Origin of the sequence: Bacteroides sp. AM23-12 (genome assembly GCF_003434395.1) — a bacterium.
Taxonomy (GTDB): domain Bacteria; phylum Bacteroidota; class Bacteroidia; order Bacteroidales; family Bacteroidaceae; genus Bacteroides; species Bacteroides thetaiotaomicron.
Genome location: NZ_QTLF01000016.1, coordinates 13609 through 32555 on the forward strand (window position 1 = coordinate 13609; position 18947 = coordinate 32555).

The window sequence follows — 18947 nt, forward strand, 5'->3', positions numbered from 1 at the left end:
TCAATTGTAACATTATCATAAATCGTATAATTATGAATTTCAGAAAAATATATTGCATAGCCGCTATGGCACTGATGTGTTGCACAGGAAGTATGTTTACCTCCTGTGACGACTACCTGGATGTAGACTCATACTTCGATGAGATTTTTGAGCTAGACTCTGTATTTAAACGTAAGGAATATCTGGAAGAATATATCAATGGTGCCGGAAAGTTATTACCTAATGAAGGAGACTTGTGGACCAATGCTTGGTCGCCTTATCAGGGAGCTTCGGACGAGAACTTTACATCATGGAATGACTCCCGTCATAAAGCTATCCAGCTGATGGTGGACGAAGTGACTCCACAGAGTGATTTCTATAATAACTATGGTACTTGGTATAAAGGTATTCGTAAAGCCAACCTCGTCTTGGAAAGAATCAATGAATGTGAGGATATTACTACGAGCGATTTGCGTGACTTTATGGGACGTTGTTATTTCTTGAGAGCTTATTTCTATTATAAACTGGTAGAGGCTTACGGACCTGTGCCCATTGTACCTGAAACGGCTTATGATGTGGATGCCAGTGCGGAAAGCATGTCATTGGAAAGAGAGACATACGAGAATTGTATTAACTATATCTGCGAGAATTTCGAGAAAGCATACGAATATCTTCCTTCCAGCCGTACGTCTACCCTAGTCAATCTGCCTACTTCGGGAGCGGCATTGGCATTGATGGGAAGAGTAAGACTGATCGAAGCAAGTCCTTGGTACAACGGAAATGAGTTTTATGCTGATTGGAAGCGTTCGGACGGTACCAACTTTATGCCTCAAGTCAAAGACGAATCCAAATGGGGAACAGCCGCTCTTCTTGCCAAACGTTTGATTAAGGGTTCGGAAGCTGGTAGCTTTAAATATAAGCTGCACACTGTTGAGAGAAAACTAGACACAAAACCGCTACCGGAGAATGTGCCTGACGAAAACTATCCTAATGGAGCGGGAGGTATAGATGCGCTTCGTTCTTATGCTTTTATGTTCAATGGTGAAACTCCGGCTTATAATAATGACGAGTTTATTTATATGTGCGGCTACTCTAGTACAGCTGGCGACTCTCCGGCATGGATTGCTACTCCTACGAGCCTGGGTGGTGGTAATGGGTTGAATATTACTTATGCGACTGTGAAAGCTTTCCGTATGGAAGACGGTAGCGACATCAATAACTCACCACTTTATCCCACAAATTACTGGGAAGCCATTGGTGGTAGTTCACAGTCTTTCTCTGACTATACACTTCCGTCCGATGCTGCTAAGATGTTTGATAAGATGGAAATGCGTTTCTATGCCAGCGTAGGTTTTAACCATTGCTACTGGAGCGGACTTTCTTACATCGGAACCGAAGGTAATCAAACTAAGCAGACAGTTACTTACTATGCTAATGGTACTGCTGCACCGTCGTCCGATCATCCTGAAGATTATAACCACACTGGTTTTACCTGCAAGAAGTACATTCATTATGTAGAGGATCAGCTGAAAGGTATGATGAAGTCGAAAACTTTCCCGATCATGCGTTATGCAGAGGTGCTGCTCAACTATGTGGAAGCATTGAATGAGTTGGGAAGTAATACATATACCGATGAAGAGAATGGGATTACAGTGAGCCGTGATGTGGACGAGATGGTGAAATACTTTAATATGGTTCGCTATAGAGCCGGTTTGCCGGGGATTACAGCGGATGATGCAAGGGATGTGACTACGATGCGGGATTTGATTAAGCGTGAAAGACGTGTGGAGTTTTTCTGTGAAGGCAGACGTTATCACGATTTGCGTAGATGGGGAGATGCGATCGATGCATACAATGAGCCTGTAACAGGTATGAACATTGCTGCACGTAGCACAGACCGTAAAGCATTCCATACGGAAACAGTGATCAATAATACTCGTTCGCATCGTGTATTCTCTTATAAAGATTACTTCCTGCCTATCCCTCGTACAACGATGGATAAGAACCCGAAACTGGTTCAGAATCCGGGATGGTAATTTTGCACACGAAGTACAGAATTAATAATTAAGTAAAAAACGTTTGTTATGAATATCAATAAAATACTATATCCGATACTTTTGTTATTGGTCGTTTTAAGTAGCTGTGATTATGAAAGCCCGCTTGATAAGGAGCAATATAAGAAGACGCTCTATCTGATCGGCGCTTCCAGCAATCTTGTGACTAAAGAGCTTGCTTATAGCAGTGAAGTGCAGGAAGGATTCATTACAGTGGGTGTAAGTGGCTCTCTTTTGATTGACGGGAATGTGGATGTGACTCTGGAAAGCCATAACAGTGTAATTGACTGGTATAATAAAAAGTTCAAGTTCCTTGCCACCGATATCAAATATCAGGGACTTGCTGCCAGTGCTTTTGAGGTACCTTCCTATACTACTACATTGAAAGCCGGCGAAACTTATGCGAGAGTTCCCTTTAAAGTTAAAACAGAAGGTCTGGAGTGCGATTCGCTTTATGCGATAACTTTCAAGATTGCTTCTTCTTCTGCCGGTTATGAGATCAACCAGAAGGACTCGGCACTTATTGTATCCTTCAATCTGGTAAATAAATACTCAGGTAATTACATCTTCAAGGCTCTTCGGCACGAACTGGATAGTAATGATGAAATAGTTGCATCCACTTCTATTACTATAGTCAGAACATTGAAAGCTACAGAAGAAAATGCAGTACGTTTCTATAACGAGCAACAGGCGGAAACAACTGCCAATATCAAGAAACATGCTGTTGTACTGAAAGTTGATGCTGGTAACAATGTCAGTATCTCGGCATGGGAGGACTTTGACTTGATTGATGGTACATGTACTTATAATCAGAACTCGAAAGTCTTTAATGTAGATTATAAGTATACTGCGGATGGCAAGACTTATCAGATGGTGGGTACGTTTACCTATCAGGATGAAGATGCAGGTAGCAACTAAATGAGCTTATAAATCTAGTAACTGAATTAGGTTATCAGCAAGGTAGAAAAAGGTGTTGCTTTAAGTCGATGAAATAATAACTGGCAGGTTCAAGGAATTCTTAAACCTGCCAGTTTGTTTTTATTCAGCCTTATAATTTGTGACATTGCAAGATTTGTGGTAGTTTTTGGTCGTTTTGTATTCCCCAAAGTTAGCCGTAATCACGTATTTTTGTACTATCACTTTAAAAATTATAAAAAACAAATTTCACGATGAACTATAAATTACTGTCAGTCGCCTTAGCTTTCTTATATATAGGTATGGTAGGCGGATGTTCCCAACCCGCCCCCGACCTGCGTTATCAGATTGAAGTGGACAAACCTCTGCAGACAATGGAACACTTCGGCGCTTCCGATGCCTGGAGTATGCACATCCTTGGCTTGTGGCCGCAGGAGAAACAGAACCAGATAGCCGACTGGCTTTTCAGCACAGAGAACGATGCGAATGGAAAACCGAAGGGAATCGGCTTGTCTCTTTGGCGTTTCAACGTCGGGGCGGGCAGTACGGAACAAGGGGAAGCCAGTCAGATCGGTTCTTCGTGGATGCGTACCGAATGTTTTCTGCAAGCCGACGGAACCTACGACTGGAACAAGCAACAGGGGCAACGCAACTTTCTGAAACTGGCAAAAGAACGGGGCGTCACTAAATTCCTCGCATTTCTGAATTCCCCTCCCGTATATTATACTCAGAACGGTCTGGCTACCAATACCGGTCGTGGAGGAACCGCCAATCTGAAGCCGGAATGTTACGAGAAATATGCCCGTTTCCTGGCCGATGTAGTAGAAGGAGTAGAGAAGCACGACGGAATAAAGTTCAACTATATCTGTCCTTTCAACGAACCGGACGGGCATTGGAACTGGGTAGGACCGAAGCAGGAAGGCTCTCCGGCAACCAATCGGGAAGTAGCCCGGACCGTCCGTTTGCTGAGCCGGGAGTTTGTGAACCGGAAAATGGATACGCAGATTATGGTGAACGAATCTTCGGACTATCGCTGTATGCTCCGTACCCATCAGACGGACTGGCAGCGTGGCTATCAGATTCAGGCTTTCTTCTGCCCGGACAGTGTGGATACGTATTTGGGTGATACGCCCAATGTGCCCCGACTGATGCTTGGTCATAGCTACTGGACAACGACTCCTCTGAGTGAACTGCGTGCCATGCGCTGCCAACTGCGTGAAGCTTTGGATAAATACAACGTCGGCTTCTGGCAGTCAGAAACCTGTATCATGGGGAATGACGAAGAGATAGGCGGCGGTCACGGCTTCGACCGTACGATGAAGACGGCACTTTACGTTGCCCGTATCATCCATCATGACATCGTGTATGCGGGAGCGAAGAGCTGGCAGTGGTGGCGTGCCGTCGGCGGTGATTATAAAGACGGGCTGATTCGGGAATACACGAATGATGACTTGAAGGATGGTCGGGTAGAAGACTCCAAACTCATGTGGGCTTTGGGTAATTATAGTCGTTTCATCCGTCCGGGAGCTGTCCGCCTGTCGGTTTCTGCTTTCGATCAAGCGGGGAATTTAATCCCCGGAGGCGATACGGACCAAAAAGGACTGATGTGTTCTGCTTATCAAAATGCGGACGGCTCATACGCTGTTGTTCTCATTAACTATGCGCAGGAAGACAAAGAGTTTTCAATCAATAAGATAAATGGCAAGAAAACTCGATGGCAGGTGTATCGCACTTCGGATGTAGAAGGAGAAGATCTGCTACCCGTTGAGAAAGTGAAGAGTGGAAGAACAGTTCGGATTCCGGCACGTTCGATTATAACTTTATTGAATCAATCGCTTTAATATAAGAGTCAATTATGGGTTTGTCCGGTCGAATAAAAGGCCGGTATGTCGCCTTTTTCTTTTTTAAAGTATTACATTTGTACGCCCGTCCATTGCTAACCAAGGCAATGGACGGGCGCAATGCATAAAAAAGGAGGCATTTTATGAACGATAGAGGAAATATTGTCATTTATCAGACAAAAGATGGGAAGACTTCAATTGATGTGAAGTTGGAGGATGAAACAGTGTGGCTGACTCAGGCTCAAATGGCAGAATTGTTTCAGAAGGATCGTACTGTTATAGGCAGGCATATTAATAATGTCTATAGGGAAGGTGAACTTGAACGTGATATCACATGTGCAAAATTTGCACATATGGGTAGTTATAGTGACCAACAATATGAGACGGCTGTTTATAATTTGGATGTGATTATCTCCGTCGGCTATCGTGTAAAGTCGCAACGCGGCACTCAATTCCGTGTTTGGGCAAACAAAGTTTTGAAAGAATACCTGATTAAAGGTTATGCCATCAACCAGCAAGTAAAGATAGAGCAATTGGAAGACTTGAAGAATACTGTTCGCCTCCTTTCCAACGTCATCGAGCACAAGCAACTAACATTGGATGAGGCTAACGGACTGTTGCGTGTCATCACCGACTACACTTATGGTCTGGACACACTTGATAAATACGATTTCCAGCAACTGGAAGTAGTCTCCACTACTCCCAGCCGGGAGTTTCGTGCCACCTACGAAGAAGCGATGGGCGCTATTCATTTATTACAGGAAAAGTTTGGAAGCAGTGACTTGTTTGGAAATGAAAAAGACCAATCGTTCAAAAGTTCTATCAATACCATTTATCAGACCTTTGGTGGAGAAGATCTTTATCCGAGTATCGAAGAGAAAGCATCCATGCTTTTCTACCTCGTCGTGAAGAACCATTCGTTCAGTGACGGAAACAAGCGTATTGCCGCTTTTCTTTTCCTTTGGTTTCTCGAAAAGAATGGTATCTTATATAAATCCGACGGCTCGAAGCTGATAGGCAACAATACGCTTGTGGCACTCACGCTTATGATTGCCGAGAGCCGGACAGAAGAAAAAGACATGATGGTAAAAGTGGTCATCAATTTAATTAATACGAATAATTGATTTACGGTTCGACTCAGCGCCCACTAGAAAAGAAAAGACTTTTTTAGTCTCACGGTCTCACTCTTTTGTACTAAGGTTCACATAATCAACTGAATAAATAATGAGAGATACTTTTGAAACAGGTATCTCTCACCCTTTTCTCGTCAAAAAGGGGGCATCTCTCATTGCTTTTCTTGTTCTGGTGCAGCATCTCTCACCCTTATTGAAGCCATATTCTTTCTGTCTTTCCCTTATTTTACGTTATCTTCTACTTCCGGCTTACCATAATACCCCGGCATCGGAACATAAACCGGACTCTGACGAGTATTGATATTCTGCAACTTCTTTTCTTCTTTCAGTCGTTTGATATGTCGGGCGGCAGTGGTAAGCGTAAGTTTGCAAAGTCCTTGAAAGTCCGAGCGGGTCAGTATTTGGTTATTACTGAAATACGCGGTCAGCAGTCTGTCTATCTCTTCGTTGGAGCGTGGCACTGAGTGTAACTTCAGTTTACTGCGTTCCACCTTGACGACGCTTACCGAACTTCTCAGTTTTTTATCCGCCTTGAAGCCGATGTTTACTTTGAGTTTCATTTGGTTTGCTTTCAGCTTGGGCGAGGTGATCGGTTCCAGACTGTTCAGCTTTACTTGAAAGTAGCCGATGCCGTCGAGGTGAACACGTTCCCCTTCCCGGAGGCGTGATCCCATAAAGTGGCTCAGCGATTCGAGGACGGCTTTTACATCCCCTTCGGTCAGCGAAGTCGCTTGTTGTATTTCTTTGGCGAGATAGTCGGTGTCGATATGCTGAAAGTTGACTACCCGTGCGTGGTAGAGTTCCTTGTCTTCTTCGTCCTTGGGGTTGGGAGACTTGTAGAGTTCAAATTGTATTGCCATAATACTGTTTATTGTATTTTATTTCTTTTTCTTCTTCTTTGTTTCGGCTGTCAGTTTCTTGATACTGTCAAAATATGCTTTTTCTACAGGCGACAGGGTTTTGACATGATATTTTTGGTATTCGCCCAGCGCTTTTTGTTTGGCTTGTTCGTGAGAGATCGTGCCTGTGTTCTGCAAAACTTGCTCTCCGGTGGTCGATAAGATGAGGTCCAGGTGATGTATATAGTCCGACATATACATGGGCGAACGTTTGATGGCTTGTATTTCTGCGAAGTCGAAGTATCCGGAAACCAGGTTGTTCAGTATCTTCAGTTCCTTTTCATTGAGATAGTTTTTAGCTATCAGTACATCTTCTTTCCGGGGTTGTTCGCCGGGAAATGTGGTCAGTCCCATAAATGGCTTTTCTGCATCGGCTCGTTCGAAGATCACTTCTGCTGCTGTGTGGCCGTGGGCGGCATAGTGTAACTTATTCTGCACGATTTTGAAAAACCGGATGGATTCGTCTGCCTTTGGGTCATAGTCTACACTGGTGGCATACAAGTCAAGAACCTGACGGTAGAGTACTTTTTCAGATGAACGGATGTCGCGTATACGGTTGAGTAGTTCGTACCAGTAACCGCCGCCGCCCATTTCTTTCAGACGTTTGTCGTCCATGGCGAAACCTTTGATCAGATATTCTTTCAGACGTTCGGTGGCCCAGCGGCGGAAGTGGGTGGCTTGTAGGGAGTTGACTCTATATCCGACTGATATGATGGCATCTAAATTATAAAACTGTGTCTTATAATTTTTTCCATCGCTCGCAGTATGTTCCAAAATGGAACTAACTGAATTTTCTTCTAATTCTCCACTTTCAAAGATATTTCTCAAATGCTTTGTGATAGCCGGTCTTTGTACACCAAACAGATTGGCTATTTGTTGTTGTGACAGCCAAACGTTCTCATCCTCCAAACGGACTTCAAGTTGTGTCCTTCCGTCTTCTGTCCGGTATATGATGATCTCACCGTTGTTTTTCTCTATTTCGTCCATTGCTTTACATCGTTATAACATATTCGTCGTTTCTTGTTTGTTATAAAGATATAGCTACCTTTGATCCGCAAAACTAATCATTAGTTTCCGGACTTGGACAGAACTCGGGTTATATAGTGATTGCCTGCTTGCTGTCAAGCGTTCATACATAAGTTATCCTGCCTTTATCTTTGGTTTATGATGCCTGCATTGTTGGATGAAGGTGCTTGCATCATTAGTTGTTCACGGCCGTGGTAAATGTTGCTCACGGCCGTGAAGAGCGTTGATTACGGCCGTGGTAAGAGCTGATCACGGTCGTGAACAACTAGCTATATCAGTAGCAAAGATAAACTATAATAGGGAGATAAACAAAGTATCCCTGCTTCTTTTGGGTATTCGTGCAGCTTGTTCTTTGTGCAGAGGCAATAAGAAGGGGAAATCATTCTTGTATCTCGTGCGATGAAGGAACATAGTCTGTTGGCTGTAGACGATTTTGTTCATCTCCCTTCTATTTACTCATTTTACTTCCTTAATGGTATTCTTATTAGGAAAATATGCCTATATTTGTGGCGTATCTTCTAAAAAAGATATGTTTTATTGATTTGGAGATAACGTTTTTATTATCTGTGATGAGAAATCTGGCACATTTAGCACTAGCAGGTAATAGGCGGTCAGTCTCCACGTCCACATTGTATATATATTTGTTATATATCTCAATGGGCGTGGAGCTATTGCTTATTATTCTAGTGCGGGCTTGCCAGAGCCTCTCATGAGATAGTATAGTAATAGTTTCTGCGCCTTCTTTTTGGAGATACGCAAATACACAAACAAATAAAAAATAGTAGTGATGAATGATTCTACTTGTCCCCGTCCCTGCCTGATGAAGCTTGATTTACAAAGCTCCACCAATAAACTTGCCTTTTTGAAAGACAACTGGCCCAGCTTTGGACAGATTGAGAGTATCGACCGATTATCGGAAACAGAATTACGATGTACCCTTTGCCTGCTGGATGTGGTGCTGGCTGCTTTGGCTAAAGATGAATGCTTCTGTCCGAATCGGGAAATCATTCGTTTGGTATTGACACGTACCTATGTGCAGAATAGGTGTGAGCTATGCGAGACAGAAGAAATACGTTCGAAGTTGGTGAAGGGCTTTTGTACAAGGGAGAAGAAGAACGGATTGAGCAGGAAGAACAATATCCGGAGAAGAGGGATTTCTGTTTTTTATGGTGCCATATTGCGTATGCTATCTCTATTCTCCTCCTTCAGGAAGGAGGAGAATAGAGATACTACCGACTTTTAGTCAGCCTCATCGGAAGCTCCGATGAATAAGGAGTTTGACGACCAATGGTGAAAGATGACAGATGAAAGCTCGTTTTTTCGCCAGGAAGTGATTGTGTTTATTCTACTACTATTTGTTTATCTTTATACTGGAAGTGTGCGATGCCTAAATCATTCAGTACATTCAGTAGAGTCTTTATCGGAACATTCCGGCTGAAACGGAAATGGACTCGTTTGTGTAAAAGGTCTGCAGAATGGCAGATGACGCTGATATTATACCAGGTCCCTATATTTTGCAGTACGGTTATCATTTCGGTGTTGTCATAATAAAACTCATCTTTGGTCCATCCTTTTTTTTCTGTCAGTGTGGCTTTCGCCAGACGAATGTCGCCGCTTGTGGTCAGTGTGGCACATTGTCCGGGTACTATTTCTTTCTCAATAGGAGAGGCTGCTTTGCCGACCTTTACTCGTCCTTGAAACAGGGTGACGGCGGGGGCATTGCCGGGATAGGCATTTACGTCGAATACGGTGCCCAGCACTTGTGTCTGCATTTTGTCGGCAGAGACGATGAAGGGGCGGTGGGCGTCTTTGGTTACTTCGAAGCGTGCTTCTCCGGTGAGGTTTACGGTGCGGCTTCCCTGAGAGGAAAACTCTTTGGGGTATTCCAGACGGCTGTTTGCACTTAAAAGGACGTGACTTCCGTCCTCCAATGTGAGGCGGGTGGTTGTGGCGGGCGGGGTAGATACGATGATTCTGCCGTTCTCTTCGATAGTGGTAATTTGTTCCGGTGCATGGAGGGCGGTGAAGATTTCGATGTTCTGCAGGATGCTGTCCTTGTCCGTGATGTGCCAAGGGGACCAAAGTAACAATAACAGGGCGATGGCTGCTGCCACACCACCGGATAGACAGATGCGGAGATAAAGTTTGCGTTTCTGCTGTGCCTGCCGTTGCAGGAATGTGGTCCATTCTTCCCGGACTTCGTCCGGCAGAGGCAGATCACCCAACGCTTCACCAAAGGCATTTTGCAGACGGCGTATTTCCGCGTTTTCGGAGAACGGGGTTTGGTTGTCCGTTGCCAGTCCACAACTGTTGCTGTCTGTCGGTTCGCAACTGTTGCTGTCTGCCGGTTCGCAACTGTTGCTGTCTGTCGGTTCAGAACTATCGCTGTCTGCCAGCCTGCAACTGTCGTTGTCTGCTGTCAGTCCGTAGCCGGAATCTTCTTCTTTGCTGGTACGTTTTTCTTTTTCTTCCATAGCGTGTCCTCCTTCTTTATTCTTTCATGGCTTCGCGTAGTGTACGCAATGCTTTGGATATATGTTTTTTTACCGTGTCGGGACTGATGCCGAGTTGTTGGGCGACTTCCCGATAGGTGAGATGTTCGTAATAGCATAGCCGCAGGATGGTGCAAGTCGGTTCCGGCAGGCTTCGGGCTATCGTTTCCGCTTTCTGCAACAGTGCTTCGTGTTCCCGATAGTTACTTTTTACATCGGCCAGCGTTGCTTCGTAAAGGGCTTTCGCATTGTCACGTTCCACTTGCAGGTGCTTCATCCGGTTGAGGCAGGTGTTGCGGACTGCTGTATAAATCCAGCCTCCGCGGTCGGCCTCGTCCAATTGGTCGAAGTGTTTCCAGGCCTGTTCCATCACTTCGCTTACGATGTCCCGTGCTTCCTCTCCGTCGCCCATCAACTGGGAGGCATAACGGACCATTCGCGGGTACATTTCCGTAAACATTTGCCCGAAGGCCTCTCGTTTTGTCTGGTTTTTATGGAACAGGAACATTCTTTATCTGGATTCTGAAGCTGCAAAAATACTACTTTTCCCCGAGTTCGACTAAAAAATCAGTAGTAACCTAAGTAGGGGGCTGATTAAAAAGTCGGTAGTAACTTTAATGTGTTCACCTACCACCTCCCCCTACGGGTACTCCTCCTTCCCGAAGGAGGAGATTGGGAATACTATTGACTTTTTAGTCAGCCTCTCTTGTGATGGAACCGACTTGTTGGTCATCTTTGTGAAACCGGGAATTACAAACGTGACTTTTCGCTTGCTCCGGCTCCGGTTCCTTTATATTTGCTCTTTGTGGCGTTGAACTGATAGCTCAGCCGGATACCGAAGCGCTGCTGATCGGTATATTCACGACTGGAACTGAAGGTACGGTCGCCATAGATGGTGAAGTATCTGTGGGCGGTGTGAAAGAGGTCTTTCGCGGTTAGCGATACTTTCAGCGCCTGGTCTTTCAGGAACGATTTGGTCAGTTGGGCATCTACTCTTCCTTCGGTTTTCCAGATGGCGTAACTTTGTTTGGCACCGGGCGAAAGTACTCCTTTGATGTTGAAGAACCAACCTTTAGGGAAGCTGAAACTATTGTCAAAAATGAAATAGAATCGTGGTTCATTCCAGTTTTGGGTGATGCCTATGGAGGTTGCGTGAGAGTTGAACCAGTCAATACCGGTGGTGAACTGAGGTTGCCAGATGCCGATCTTTGGCGAAAGGACGATGCTGCCTCCGTATCGGTTGGTATGCGGAATGCTTGCCATGCTGAACAGCAATACACCGGGGTGATTGATGTCGTCATACGGGCGGGTGTAGCTGGTGTACATATTCCAGCAATGGTCGTAGCTGAGGCTGAAGTTGACCCATTTCCATCCGGCATCAAAGAAAGTCGCACGATGTATCTGGGGGACGAGAAACGGATCTCCGCTCCGGTAGGAGTATTTGTTCTGATAGGTGATGGCGCTGGTGAGCATATCATAGCTGGGACTGTATTTCAGCGTACGGTGAGAAAGGGCGAAGAACCAGTTGCCGGAAGTGTATCTGATGCTGACTACCGGTATCCAGTCGCGATAGGTGGGGCTTTGGTCGTCTTGGTGAATCCCTTTCTCGTAGTAATCTGTTTGTTGAAATTCATAGCGCAGTCCGGCCAGGATGTTGAATTTTCCCAGCGACAGGATGTAGTCGATGAATCCGGAGAGCATCGTTTGTTTGATGCGGTCGTCGGCATCGGCGGAGAAGCCGCTTTGGAGAAATACATCGTGGCGGTTGGTGAATGTCTCTTCTGTGCCGAAACTGAGTTTGCCTTTCCAGAGTGGGGCGGTGAGCAGCAGTTTGGCGGCATAGAGGTGGTTGCGTACGCGGTTGCTCGAAGTGGCGTCTTCGATTCCGTTGTTTTCGGCATATTGACGGATGCGGTCCCGGCCGTACAGGTAGTCGGCGTTGAAGTCGATGTTCCATTTGCCGAAAGTGCCGTTGTAGTATCCGTTGGCTGCCTGCCACCAGCCGGTGTGGGCATCTGTTTGGCGGAGAGCGTGCAGGTGGTCTACTTCTTTGCCGTCTTGTAGGATGAGGGTTGTCCCTTCATTGGTAGTATGTGCATTGCCTATGTTCGTGCCGGGCATGTAGCGCATGCCGAATGATTGGTCTTCGTCTATTTCGTAGTTGAATCCCAGTTCGCCGTTGAAGGTGCGATAGGTTTGTTTGCTTTTGTCTTCTGTCGATTGGTTCCAGTTGGATGAAGCATAAATGTCCTGGCTGGAGGTGCCCGTTCTGTAATTGTTGATTTCCGCAAAGTCGCCTTTTACGAAAATATCCAGTCCGCCGGTACGGTAGTTCAGGGATATGCCTTCGTTGCCGATCGGTTCGCGTCCTTGCGAGTAGTCGGTGTAGAAACTGCCGCTTATTCCCTGTCCGCGTTTGCGGATGGTGCGCAGACGGATGACAGCGCCTACCGAAGAGCCATATTGTACGCCCGGTGTGGTGATGATTTCTGCCGATAGTATTTCATTGGCTTGCAGACGGTCCAGTTCGGTCTTGTCTCTAACCTTGCGGCCGTTGATATAGATTTCAGGAGTTCCTCTGCCCAGTACGGTAAATTCTCCGTCCGAGCCGGTGACAAAAGGGAGGTGGGAGATCATTTCTTTGGCCGATCCCATCAGTGAAAGGGGCGTTCCGGCTATGTTGGCTGTCAGTGTTCCGTCTTTGCGTTCTATCAGCGGGCGGGAGGCGGTGATGACTACTTCTTTCAGTAGCTCTGTGTCGGGTTGCAGGCGGATGGTGTTTTGTTGCCGGCAGGGGATGATTTGCGGGCGATATCCTATGTAGGTCGCTTTCAGCAGACAGTCTTCTCCCGCTACCGGGGGCAGATGGAAGGAGCCGTCTTCTTCGGTCACGCTTCCGGCAAGGAAACTGGAATCGGCGGCAAGGGCGAGAATGTTGACAAAGGGCAGGGGGACTCCTTTTTCGTCATATACTTTGCCTTCTATGGCGATGGCTTTGTCCGACTTCTTCCGCTGCACGACGAAATACTCTTCCCGTTCGATGCAAAGGAAGGGTTTGCCGGCCAGTACAAGGTCGATGGCTTCGCGTTCCGTCTTTTCGCGGATGCTGACGGTCACCCGATAACTTTCTGTTCCGTTGTAGGTGAAGAGGATGTTTTTTCCTCCTGCCTTTTCCAACTGCTTCAGTGCTTCGGGCAGGCTTTCGTTCTTTAGCTCTAGTGAGAATTTCTTGATGGCGGTCTGCGCCTGCAAAGGGGAAAGGGCAAAAAATAAACCGTATCCCATCAGTAACCAGCTGATTGCTGTCCAAGTAAAACCAAACTGTCGTATCATACTTCTGTTTTAATGATTTTACTTATACTACAATCAAGGTGTCTGATCGGGTACGGTTGATCCGTTTTATTTTTCGATGTTTATTTCAACTTCTTCTGATACTCTCCCGAACGGAGGATTTCCAATGCTTTCTGCACGCTTTCGTTCGTTGTATTCATGACGCGGAAATATTCGTTCATATCCCAGAGGTCACGGGCTATCAGTGCTTTGAGCTGTGTCTTGATCAGCGGAAGTGCCTTCTGATACTGCTCTTCGTTAAATTTCACCCCTTCTTTCTCGCCCATTTCGCGGAGGGTGGCGAGCATATCGTCGTCGATAACAAACTTTTCGTTGAAGCTGTCGAACTTCTTATATTTATCGGCCAGTTCCTTGCGGTGATCTTCGATGAATTTCATTGTGAATTTGATGATGACTCCTTTGCCGACCAGTTTCCGGTGATAGTCCGTGTAGAGTGTCGTATCAATCGGAACGAAGTAGTCCGGCATGATGCCACCTCCGCCGTAGACGGTACGTTTCAGTTTCTTGGTCTGCACTTTCAATGAGTCGGGGAAGTGGATGCTGTCGGCATTCATCAGTTCTCCGTGGTTGAAGCGGTCTATCAGGTCTTTATTGTAATCGGTCGAGCTGTCATAAGGCTTTTGGATGCAACGACCGGCAGGGGTGTAGTACCGTGCAATGGTCAGTCGGATCATGGAGCCGTCCGGCAGGTCGATAGGACGTTGCACCAGTCCTTTGCCGAAAGAACGTCGGCCTACGATGATACCTCTGTCCCAGTCCTGCACTGCGCCGCTCACGATTTCGCTGGCGGAAGCGGTGTATTCGTCTACCAGTACGATGAGGCGGCCGTCACGGAACTCTCCGTTTCCTTTGGCGAAGAACTCGCTGCGCTGTGCGGTCCGGCCTTCGGTGTAAACAATCAGTTCCTTCTGTCCGAGGAATTCGTTGGCAAGGTCGATGGCGGCGTTCAGATATCCTCCGCCGTTGCCTTGCAGGTCGAGGATGAGGTCTTTCATGCCTTGCTTTTGCAGGTCTTTCATTGCTTTCTTAAATTCTTCGGCGGTGGTTGCGCCAAAGCGGTTGATGCGGATGTATCCGATCTTTGGCTGAATCATGTAGGAAGCGTCGAGACTCAGGATAGGTATCTTATCTCTTTTCACGGTGAACACGAGCGGGTCTTGTACTCCACGGCGGACGATGGTCAGGTTGACTTTCGAACCTTTCGGGCCACGCAGGCGCTTCATGATATCTTCCGTGCTCATTTTTACTCCTGCGATGGCGGAGTCGTTGACGGCAATGATGCGGTCGCCGGCAAGGATGCCCACTTTCTCGGAGGGGCCGTTGCTGACGGGTTGTACGACGAGTAGGGTGTCCTCGATCATCTGGAACTGTACGCCGATGCCTTCGAAGTTGCCTTGAAGCGGTTCGTTCATCTTCTTCACTTCTTCAGCATCCGAGTAAGTGGAGTGCGGGTCGAGCTGTGCCAGCATCTTGATGATAGCTTCTTCTACCAGTTTGTCTTCATCTACTTTGTCTACGTAGAAGTTGGAAATCGCGAATTCCGCCATTTGGAGTTTGCGCATGGCGGCAGAGCCGAAACTTTGGGCCTGTGCAGTAGACGCTGCCAACAGACAAACCAGGAGGGCGTATACTTTAATCTTCTTCATCATCATTAATTATTATTTCAAGTTTCGCAAGTTACCTTTGCGTTATCCAAACTATCTTCATTCCCCTGAGGCTGACTTTAAAGTCAGCCTCAATAGAGATACTACCGACTTTCAATTTATTTCCATTCCTTCGGGGATAAACTGGCTGATATCTTTGTTGTAAGTCAGCAGCTCGCGTACAATCGTTGAGCTGACGCAGGTCAGTTCCGGTTCTGTGAAGAGCAGGATGGTTTCGATGCCCGCCAGTTTGCGGTTAATGTCGGCAATCGTTTCCTCGTACTCGAAATCCTTGACCGTGCGGATGCCGCGAACGATGAATTGTGCTTCTACCTGTTGGGCAAAGTCTATCGTCAGACAGTCGTAAGACATCACTTTGATGCGGGGATTGTCCTTGTAGAGATTCCGGATCATTTCTTCTCTTTTCTCGATGGGGAAATAGGTATTCTTGTTTTCGTTGATACCGATCCCGATGATTATCTCGTCCATAAAGGTGAGTGCACGTTCCACTACCGAATAATGACCGATGGTGAAGGGGTCGAATGTACCCGGAAATATTGCTTTTCTCATGATGCCAAGTCTTCTTCTATAACCAGATTGTCTATAATAAAGTTCTGTCGTTCCATTGTATTCTTGCCCATGTAGAACTCCAGCAGTTCTTTTACGGCATCTGTCTTACGCAATGTCACTTGTTCCAGGCGCATATCCTTGCCGATAAAGTGCTTGAATTCGTCCGGTGATATTTCTCCCAGTCCCTTGAATCGGGTGATTTCCGGGTTGGGGCTTAGTTCGTTGATGGCGTTCACCCGTTCGTCCTCGCTGTAGCAGTACACCGTTTTCTTCTTGTTGCGTACGCGGAATAACGGCGTTTGCAGAATATATACGTGACCTTTCTTGATGAGGTCGGGGAAGAATTGCAGGAAGAACGTGATGAGCAGCAGGCGGATGTGCATACCGTCCACATCGGCATCGGTGGCAACGATCACTTTGTTGTAACGGAGTCCTTCTATGCCGTCTTCTATATTTAACGCAGCTTGCAGCAGGTTGAATTCTTCGTTTTCGTAGACTACCTTTTTCGTCAGTCCGAACGAGTTCAGCGGTTTACCGCGAAGGCTGAATACTGCCTGAGTGTTTACGTCACGGCTTTTGGTGATGGAACCGCTCGCCGAGTCTCCCTCGGTGATGAAGATGCAGGAGTCTTCTTCCATTCCTTTCCCTTTCGGGTCGTTGAGGTGGATGCGGCAGTCGCGCAACTTGCGGTTGTGCAGGTTGGCCTTCTTGGCACGTTCGCGTGCCAGCTTCGTGACGCCTGCGATGGCTTTCCGTTCCTTTTCCGATTCCTGTATTTTTTGCTGCATTACTTCCGCTACGTCCGCGTTTTTGTGCAGGAAGTTGTCCACTTCCAGTTTGATGAAGTCGCCTACGTATTTGTTGACTGTCACGCCGCCGGGAGTCATGTTGGTAGATCCCAGTTTCGTTTTGGTCTGGCTTTCGAAGATCGGCTCTTCCACATTGACGGCGATGGCGGCAACCAGTCCGTTACGGATGTCGGTATAGTCCATGTTCTTGTTGAAGAACTCTTTGATGGTACGGGCGATATGTTCTTTGAAAGCACTCTGATGGGTACCCCCCTGTGTGGTGTGCTGACCGTTGACGAAGGAGTAATACTCTTCTCCGTACTGTCCGGTGTGAGTGAAGGCGATTTCGATGTCTTCTCCTTTCAGGTGGACGATGGGATAGAGGCCGGTTGCCGTCATGTTGTCGTTCAGCAGGTCTACCAGACCGTTGCGCGACAGGATGCGGTGACCGTTGTAAATGATGGCGAGTCCCGTGTTGAGGTACGTATAGTTACGCAACATGGTCTCGATAAATTCGGGCTTGAAGCAGTAGTTGACGAACAGCGTATTGTCCGGTTCGAAGAAGATAAAGGTTCCGTTGTCCTCTTCGGTGTCCTGCGTCACGTCGGTCTGCAGGTTTCCTTTGGAGAATGTGGCGATACGCACTTTACCGTCACGGTAACTGCGTACTTCAAAACGAGAGCTCAATGCGTTGACGGCTTTCACACCGACACCGTTCAGTCCGACGCTTTTCTTAAATGCCTTGCTGTCGTATTTACCACCCGTGTTCAGTACGCTTACGGCTTCTACCAGCTTTCCCTGCGGGATGCCTCGTCCGTAGTCGCGTACGCTGACGCGGAGGTTCTCTTCAACGGTAATTTCGATTTTCTTACCGGCTTGCATTTTGAACTCGTCGATACTGTTGTCAATGACTTCTTTGAGGAGGACATAGATTCCGTCTTCGGCGTGCGCGCCATCGCCCAGCCTACCGATGTACATACCGGGGCGTGTGCGCACATGTTCCATGTCGCTCAGGTGGCGGATGTTGTCGTCAGTGTACTCTACTGCATTGTTGTTGTCTACAGATATCAATTCGTTCTCTTCCATAGCTGTTATTTAATCTCTTTGGTGAACGCACGGCGGCGCTTATGTTGCTTAGTCTCAAAGTAATCCCATTGTGCCTGGACTTTTCCGTTCAGTTCCAGTTCGGGGTTGCTTTCCGCAAAGATAAAACCTAATTTTTGATAAACCGGAATTAAATCGGAAAATAACAAAGCGTTAACACCTTTATTCTGGTACTCCGGTTTGACTGCTACAAGCAGCAGGTCAAGCATTTTGGCACGGCGTTTCATGAACAGTGCTTTCAGCAGATAGAACCATCCTAGAGGGAGCAGACGGCCGTGTGACTTTTGCAGGGCCTCGGCAAGAGACGGCATGGAGATGCCTACGCATACCAGCTTGTCGTCGGCGTCGGTAATGAGGGTAACCATCCGTAAGTCGAGAATCGGGAGATACATCTTTACGTACTGGTTGATTTGCCGTTGCGTCAGCGGGGAGTAGCCGTAGAGCGGGCTGTATGCTTCGTTCATCAGTTCGAAGATTTCCTGTCCGTAGTCTTTGGCTATTTTTCTTCCGGAGGTGTATTTCTTTATCTTCAGGTTGTATTTTCGTTGAATCAGTTCGGAGATACGCTTGTGCTTGTCGGGGATGGCATCGGGGATGTAGATTTTGTATTCCACCCAGTCGGCGTCTTTCTCGAAACCGAGTCTCTCCATGTGTACGGGGTAATACGGGTGGTTGTAGATAGTAGCCATTGTGCTGAGCTGGTCGAATCCTTCGATCAGCATTCCTTCCGCATCGAAATCGGTGAATCCCAGAGGGCCTGTGATGTGAGTCATGCCGCGCTCTTTTCCCCAGTCTTCGACGGTCTTGATGAGTGCGGATGATACTTCGGGGTCATCAATGAAATCTATCCATCCGAAACGGACGTTCTTGCATTCCCACTTTTCGTTGGCACGGTTATTGATGATAGCGGCCACACGACCTACGATTTTGTCGTCCCGGTATGCCAGGAAGTAATCTGCTTCACAGAACTCGAATGCCGCATTCTTCTTTTTGTTGAATGTGTTGAGCATATCGTCGTAAAGGTCGGGCACGGAATATGGATTGCCCTTATACATTCTGTAATTAAAGCGAATAAACTTCTTAAGTTCTCTCTTTGTAGAGACTTTCTTGATTGTAATAGCCATATCTCGTATTTATGATTGAGGGGCAAAG

Annotated in this window: 14 protein-coding genes; 5 read left to right on the top strand and 9 right to left on the bottom strand. The window is 46.8% G+C overall.

Annotated elements, in window-relative coordinates:
* Window positions 1–32: 32 nt before the first annotated feature.
* From DW640_RS13985 to rhuM, 4 genes are all read left to right on the top strand, one after another.
* Window positions 33–2015, top strand: coding sequence for a RagB/SusD family nutrient uptake outer membrane protein (locus tag DW640_RS13985; protein WP_090613067.1), 1983 nt, complete (start codon window positions 33–35; stop codon window positions 2013–2015).
* A 48-nt stretch (window positions 2016–2063) separates the two neighbouring features.
* A complete protein-coding gene (locus DW640_RS13990) occupies window positions 2064–2951 on the top strand; it encodes a BT_3044 domain-containing protein (RefSeq protein ID WP_008761742.1) in 888 nt (295 codons plus the stop codon).
* A 251-nt stretch (window positions 2952–3202) separates the two neighbouring features.
* Complete coding sequence (locus DW640_RS13995) at window positions 3203–4789, top strand: glycoside hydrolase family 30 protein (RefSeq protein WP_117578520.1); 1587 nt, start codon at window positions 3203–3205, stop codon at window positions 4787–4789.
* Between the two features lie 143 nt (window positions 4790–4932).
* On the top strand, window positions 4933–5913 hold the full coding sequence (rhuM, locus tag DW640_RS14000; RefSeq protein WP_117578522.1) for a RhuM family protein: 981 nt from the start codon (window positions 4933–4935) through the stop codon (window positions 5911–5913).
* 230 nt (window positions 5914–6143) lie between these two features.
* Here rhuM and DW640_RS14010 read toward each other — a convergent pair whose 3' ends face one another.
* Both DW640_RS14010 and DW640_RS14015 read right to left on the bottom strand, forming a co-directional pair.
* Entirely contained in the window at window positions 6144–6782 is a 639-nt protein-coding gene (locus tag DW640_RS14010) for an HU family DNA-binding protein (protein ID WP_117578524.1), read from the bottom strand.
* Window positions 6783–6800: 18 nt separating this feature from the next.
* Window positions 6801–7808: a virulence RhuM family protein gene (locus DW640_RS14015; RefSeq protein ID WP_117578526.1), complete on the bottom strand. Its 1008-nt coding sequence runs from the start codon at window positions 7806–7808 to the stop codon at window positions 6801–6803.
* Between the two features lie 826 nt (window positions 7809–8634).
* Between DW640_RS14015 and DW640_RS14020 the strand changes: the two genes are divergently transcribed.
* Window positions 8635–9090 carry a hypothetical protein gene (locus DW640_RS14020; RefSeq protein ID WP_008767310.1) on the top strand — a complete coding sequence of 152 codons (456 nt, stop codon included), beginning with the start codon at window positions 8635–8637 and terminating at the stop codon, window positions 9088–9090.
* Window positions 9091–9187: 97 nt separating this feature from the next.
* On the opposite strand, the gene DW640_RS14025 is transcribed toward DW640_RS14020, so the two are convergent.
* The 7 genes from DW640_RS14025 to DW640_RS14055 all read right to left on the bottom strand — a co-directional run bounded on the left by DW640_RS14025 (window position 9188) and on the right by DW640_RS14055 (window position 18919).
* Window positions 9188–10321, bottom strand: coding sequence for a FecR family protein (locus DW640_RS14025; protein ID WP_117578528.1), 1134 nt, complete (start codon window positions 10319–10321; stop codon window positions 9188–9190).
* Window positions 10322–10337: 16 nt separating this feature from the next.
* On the bottom strand, window positions 10338–10847 hold the full coding sequence (locus tag DW640_RS14030) for an RNA polymerase sigma-70 factor (protein WP_008761748.1): 510 nt from the start codon (window positions 10845–10847) through the stop codon (window positions 10338–10340).
* Window positions 10848–11089: 242 nt separating this feature from the next.
* A complete protein-coding gene (locus DW640_RS14035) occupies window positions 11090–13672 on the bottom strand; it encodes an outer membrane beta-barrel family protein (protein ID WP_117578529.1) in 2583 nt (860 codons plus the stop codon).
* Between the two features lie 80 nt (window positions 13673–13752).
* Window positions 13753–15336: a S41 family peptidase gene (locus DW640_RS14040; RefSeq protein WP_178845312.1), complete on the bottom strand. Its 1584-nt coding sequence runs from the start codon at window positions 15334–15336 to the stop codon at window positions 13753–13755.
* 111 nt (window positions 15337–15447) lie between these two features.
* Complete coding sequence (gene coaD, locus DW640_RS14045; RefSeq protein ID WP_008761751.1) at window positions 15448–15903, bottom strand: pantetheine-phosphate adenylyltransferase; 456 nt, start codon at window positions 15901–15903, stop codon at window positions 15448–15450.
* Window positions 15900–17777, bottom strand: a complete 1878-nt coding sequence (locus DW640_RS14050) for a DNA topoisomerase IV subunit B (RefSeq protein WP_008761752.1) — start codon at window positions 17775–17777, stop codon at window positions 15900–15902. Before DW640_RS14050 ends, coaD begins: the two co-directional genes overlap by 4 nt.
* Before the next feature lie 5 nt (window positions 17778–17782).
* Complete coding sequence (locus tag DW640_RS14055; RefSeq protein ID WP_008761753.1) at window positions 17783–18919, bottom strand: GNAT family N-acetyltransferase; 1137 nt, start codon at window positions 18917–18919, stop codon at window positions 17783–17785.
* Window positions 18920–18947 lie beyond the last annotated feature (28 nt).

Excerpts from the sequence above, each read along its gene's own strand:
- DW640_RS13985 (WP_090613067.1), top strand. The coding sequence starts at position 33 with ATGAATTTCAGAAAAATATATTGCATAGCCGCTATGGCACTGATGTGT.
- DW640_RS13990 (WP_008761742.1), top strand. The coding sequence starts at position 2,064 with ATGAATATCAATAAAATACTATATCCGATACTTTTGTTATTGGTCGTT.
- DW640_RS13995 (WP_117578520.1), top strand. The coding sequence starts at position 3,203 with ATGAACTATAAATTACTGTCAGTCGCCTTAGCTTTCTTATATATAGGT.
- rhuM (WP_117578522.1), top strand. The coding sequence starts at position 4,933 with ATGAACGATAGAGGAAATATTGTCATTTATCAGACAAAAGATGGGAAG.
- DW640_RS14010 (WP_117578524.1), bottom strand. The coding sequence starts at position 6,782 with ATGGCAATACAATTTGAACTCTACAAGTCTCCCAACCCCAAGGACGAA.
- DW640_RS14015 (WP_117578526.1), bottom strand. The coding sequence starts at position 7,808 with ATGGACGAAATAGAGAAAAACAACGGTGAGATCATCATATACCGGACA.
- DW640_RS14020 (WP_008767310.1), top strand. The coding sequence starts at position 8,635 with ATGAATGATTCTACTTGTCCCCGTCCCTGCCTGATGAAGCTTGATTTA.
- DW640_RS14025 (WP_117578528.1), bottom strand. The coding sequence starts at position 10,321 with ATGGAAGAAAAAGAAAAACGTACCAGCAAAGAAGAAGATTCCGGCTAC.
- DW640_RS14030 (WP_008761748.1), bottom strand. The coding sequence starts at position 10,847 with ATGTTCCTGTTCCATAAAAACCAGACAAAACGAGAGGCCTTCGGGCAA.
- DW640_RS14035 (WP_117578529.1), bottom strand. The coding sequence starts at position 13,672 with ATGATACGACAGTTTGGTTTTACTTGGACAGCAATCAGCTGGTTACTG.
- DW640_RS14040 (WP_178845312.1), bottom strand. The coding sequence starts at position 15,336 with ATGAAGAAGATTAAAGTATACGCCCTCCTGGTTTGTCTGTTGGCAGCG.
- coaD (WP_008761751.1), bottom strand. The coding sequence starts at position 15,903 with ATGAGAAAAGCAATATTTCCGGGTACATTCGACCCCTTCACCATCGGT.
- DW640_RS14050 (WP_008761752.1), bottom strand. The coding sequence starts at position 17,777 with ATGGAAGAGAACGAATTGATATCTGTAGACAACAACAATGCAGTAGAG.
- DW640_RS14055 (WP_008761753.1), bottom strand. The coding sequence starts at position 18,919 with ATGGCTATTACAATCAAGAAAGTCTCTACAAAGAGAGAACTTAAGAAG.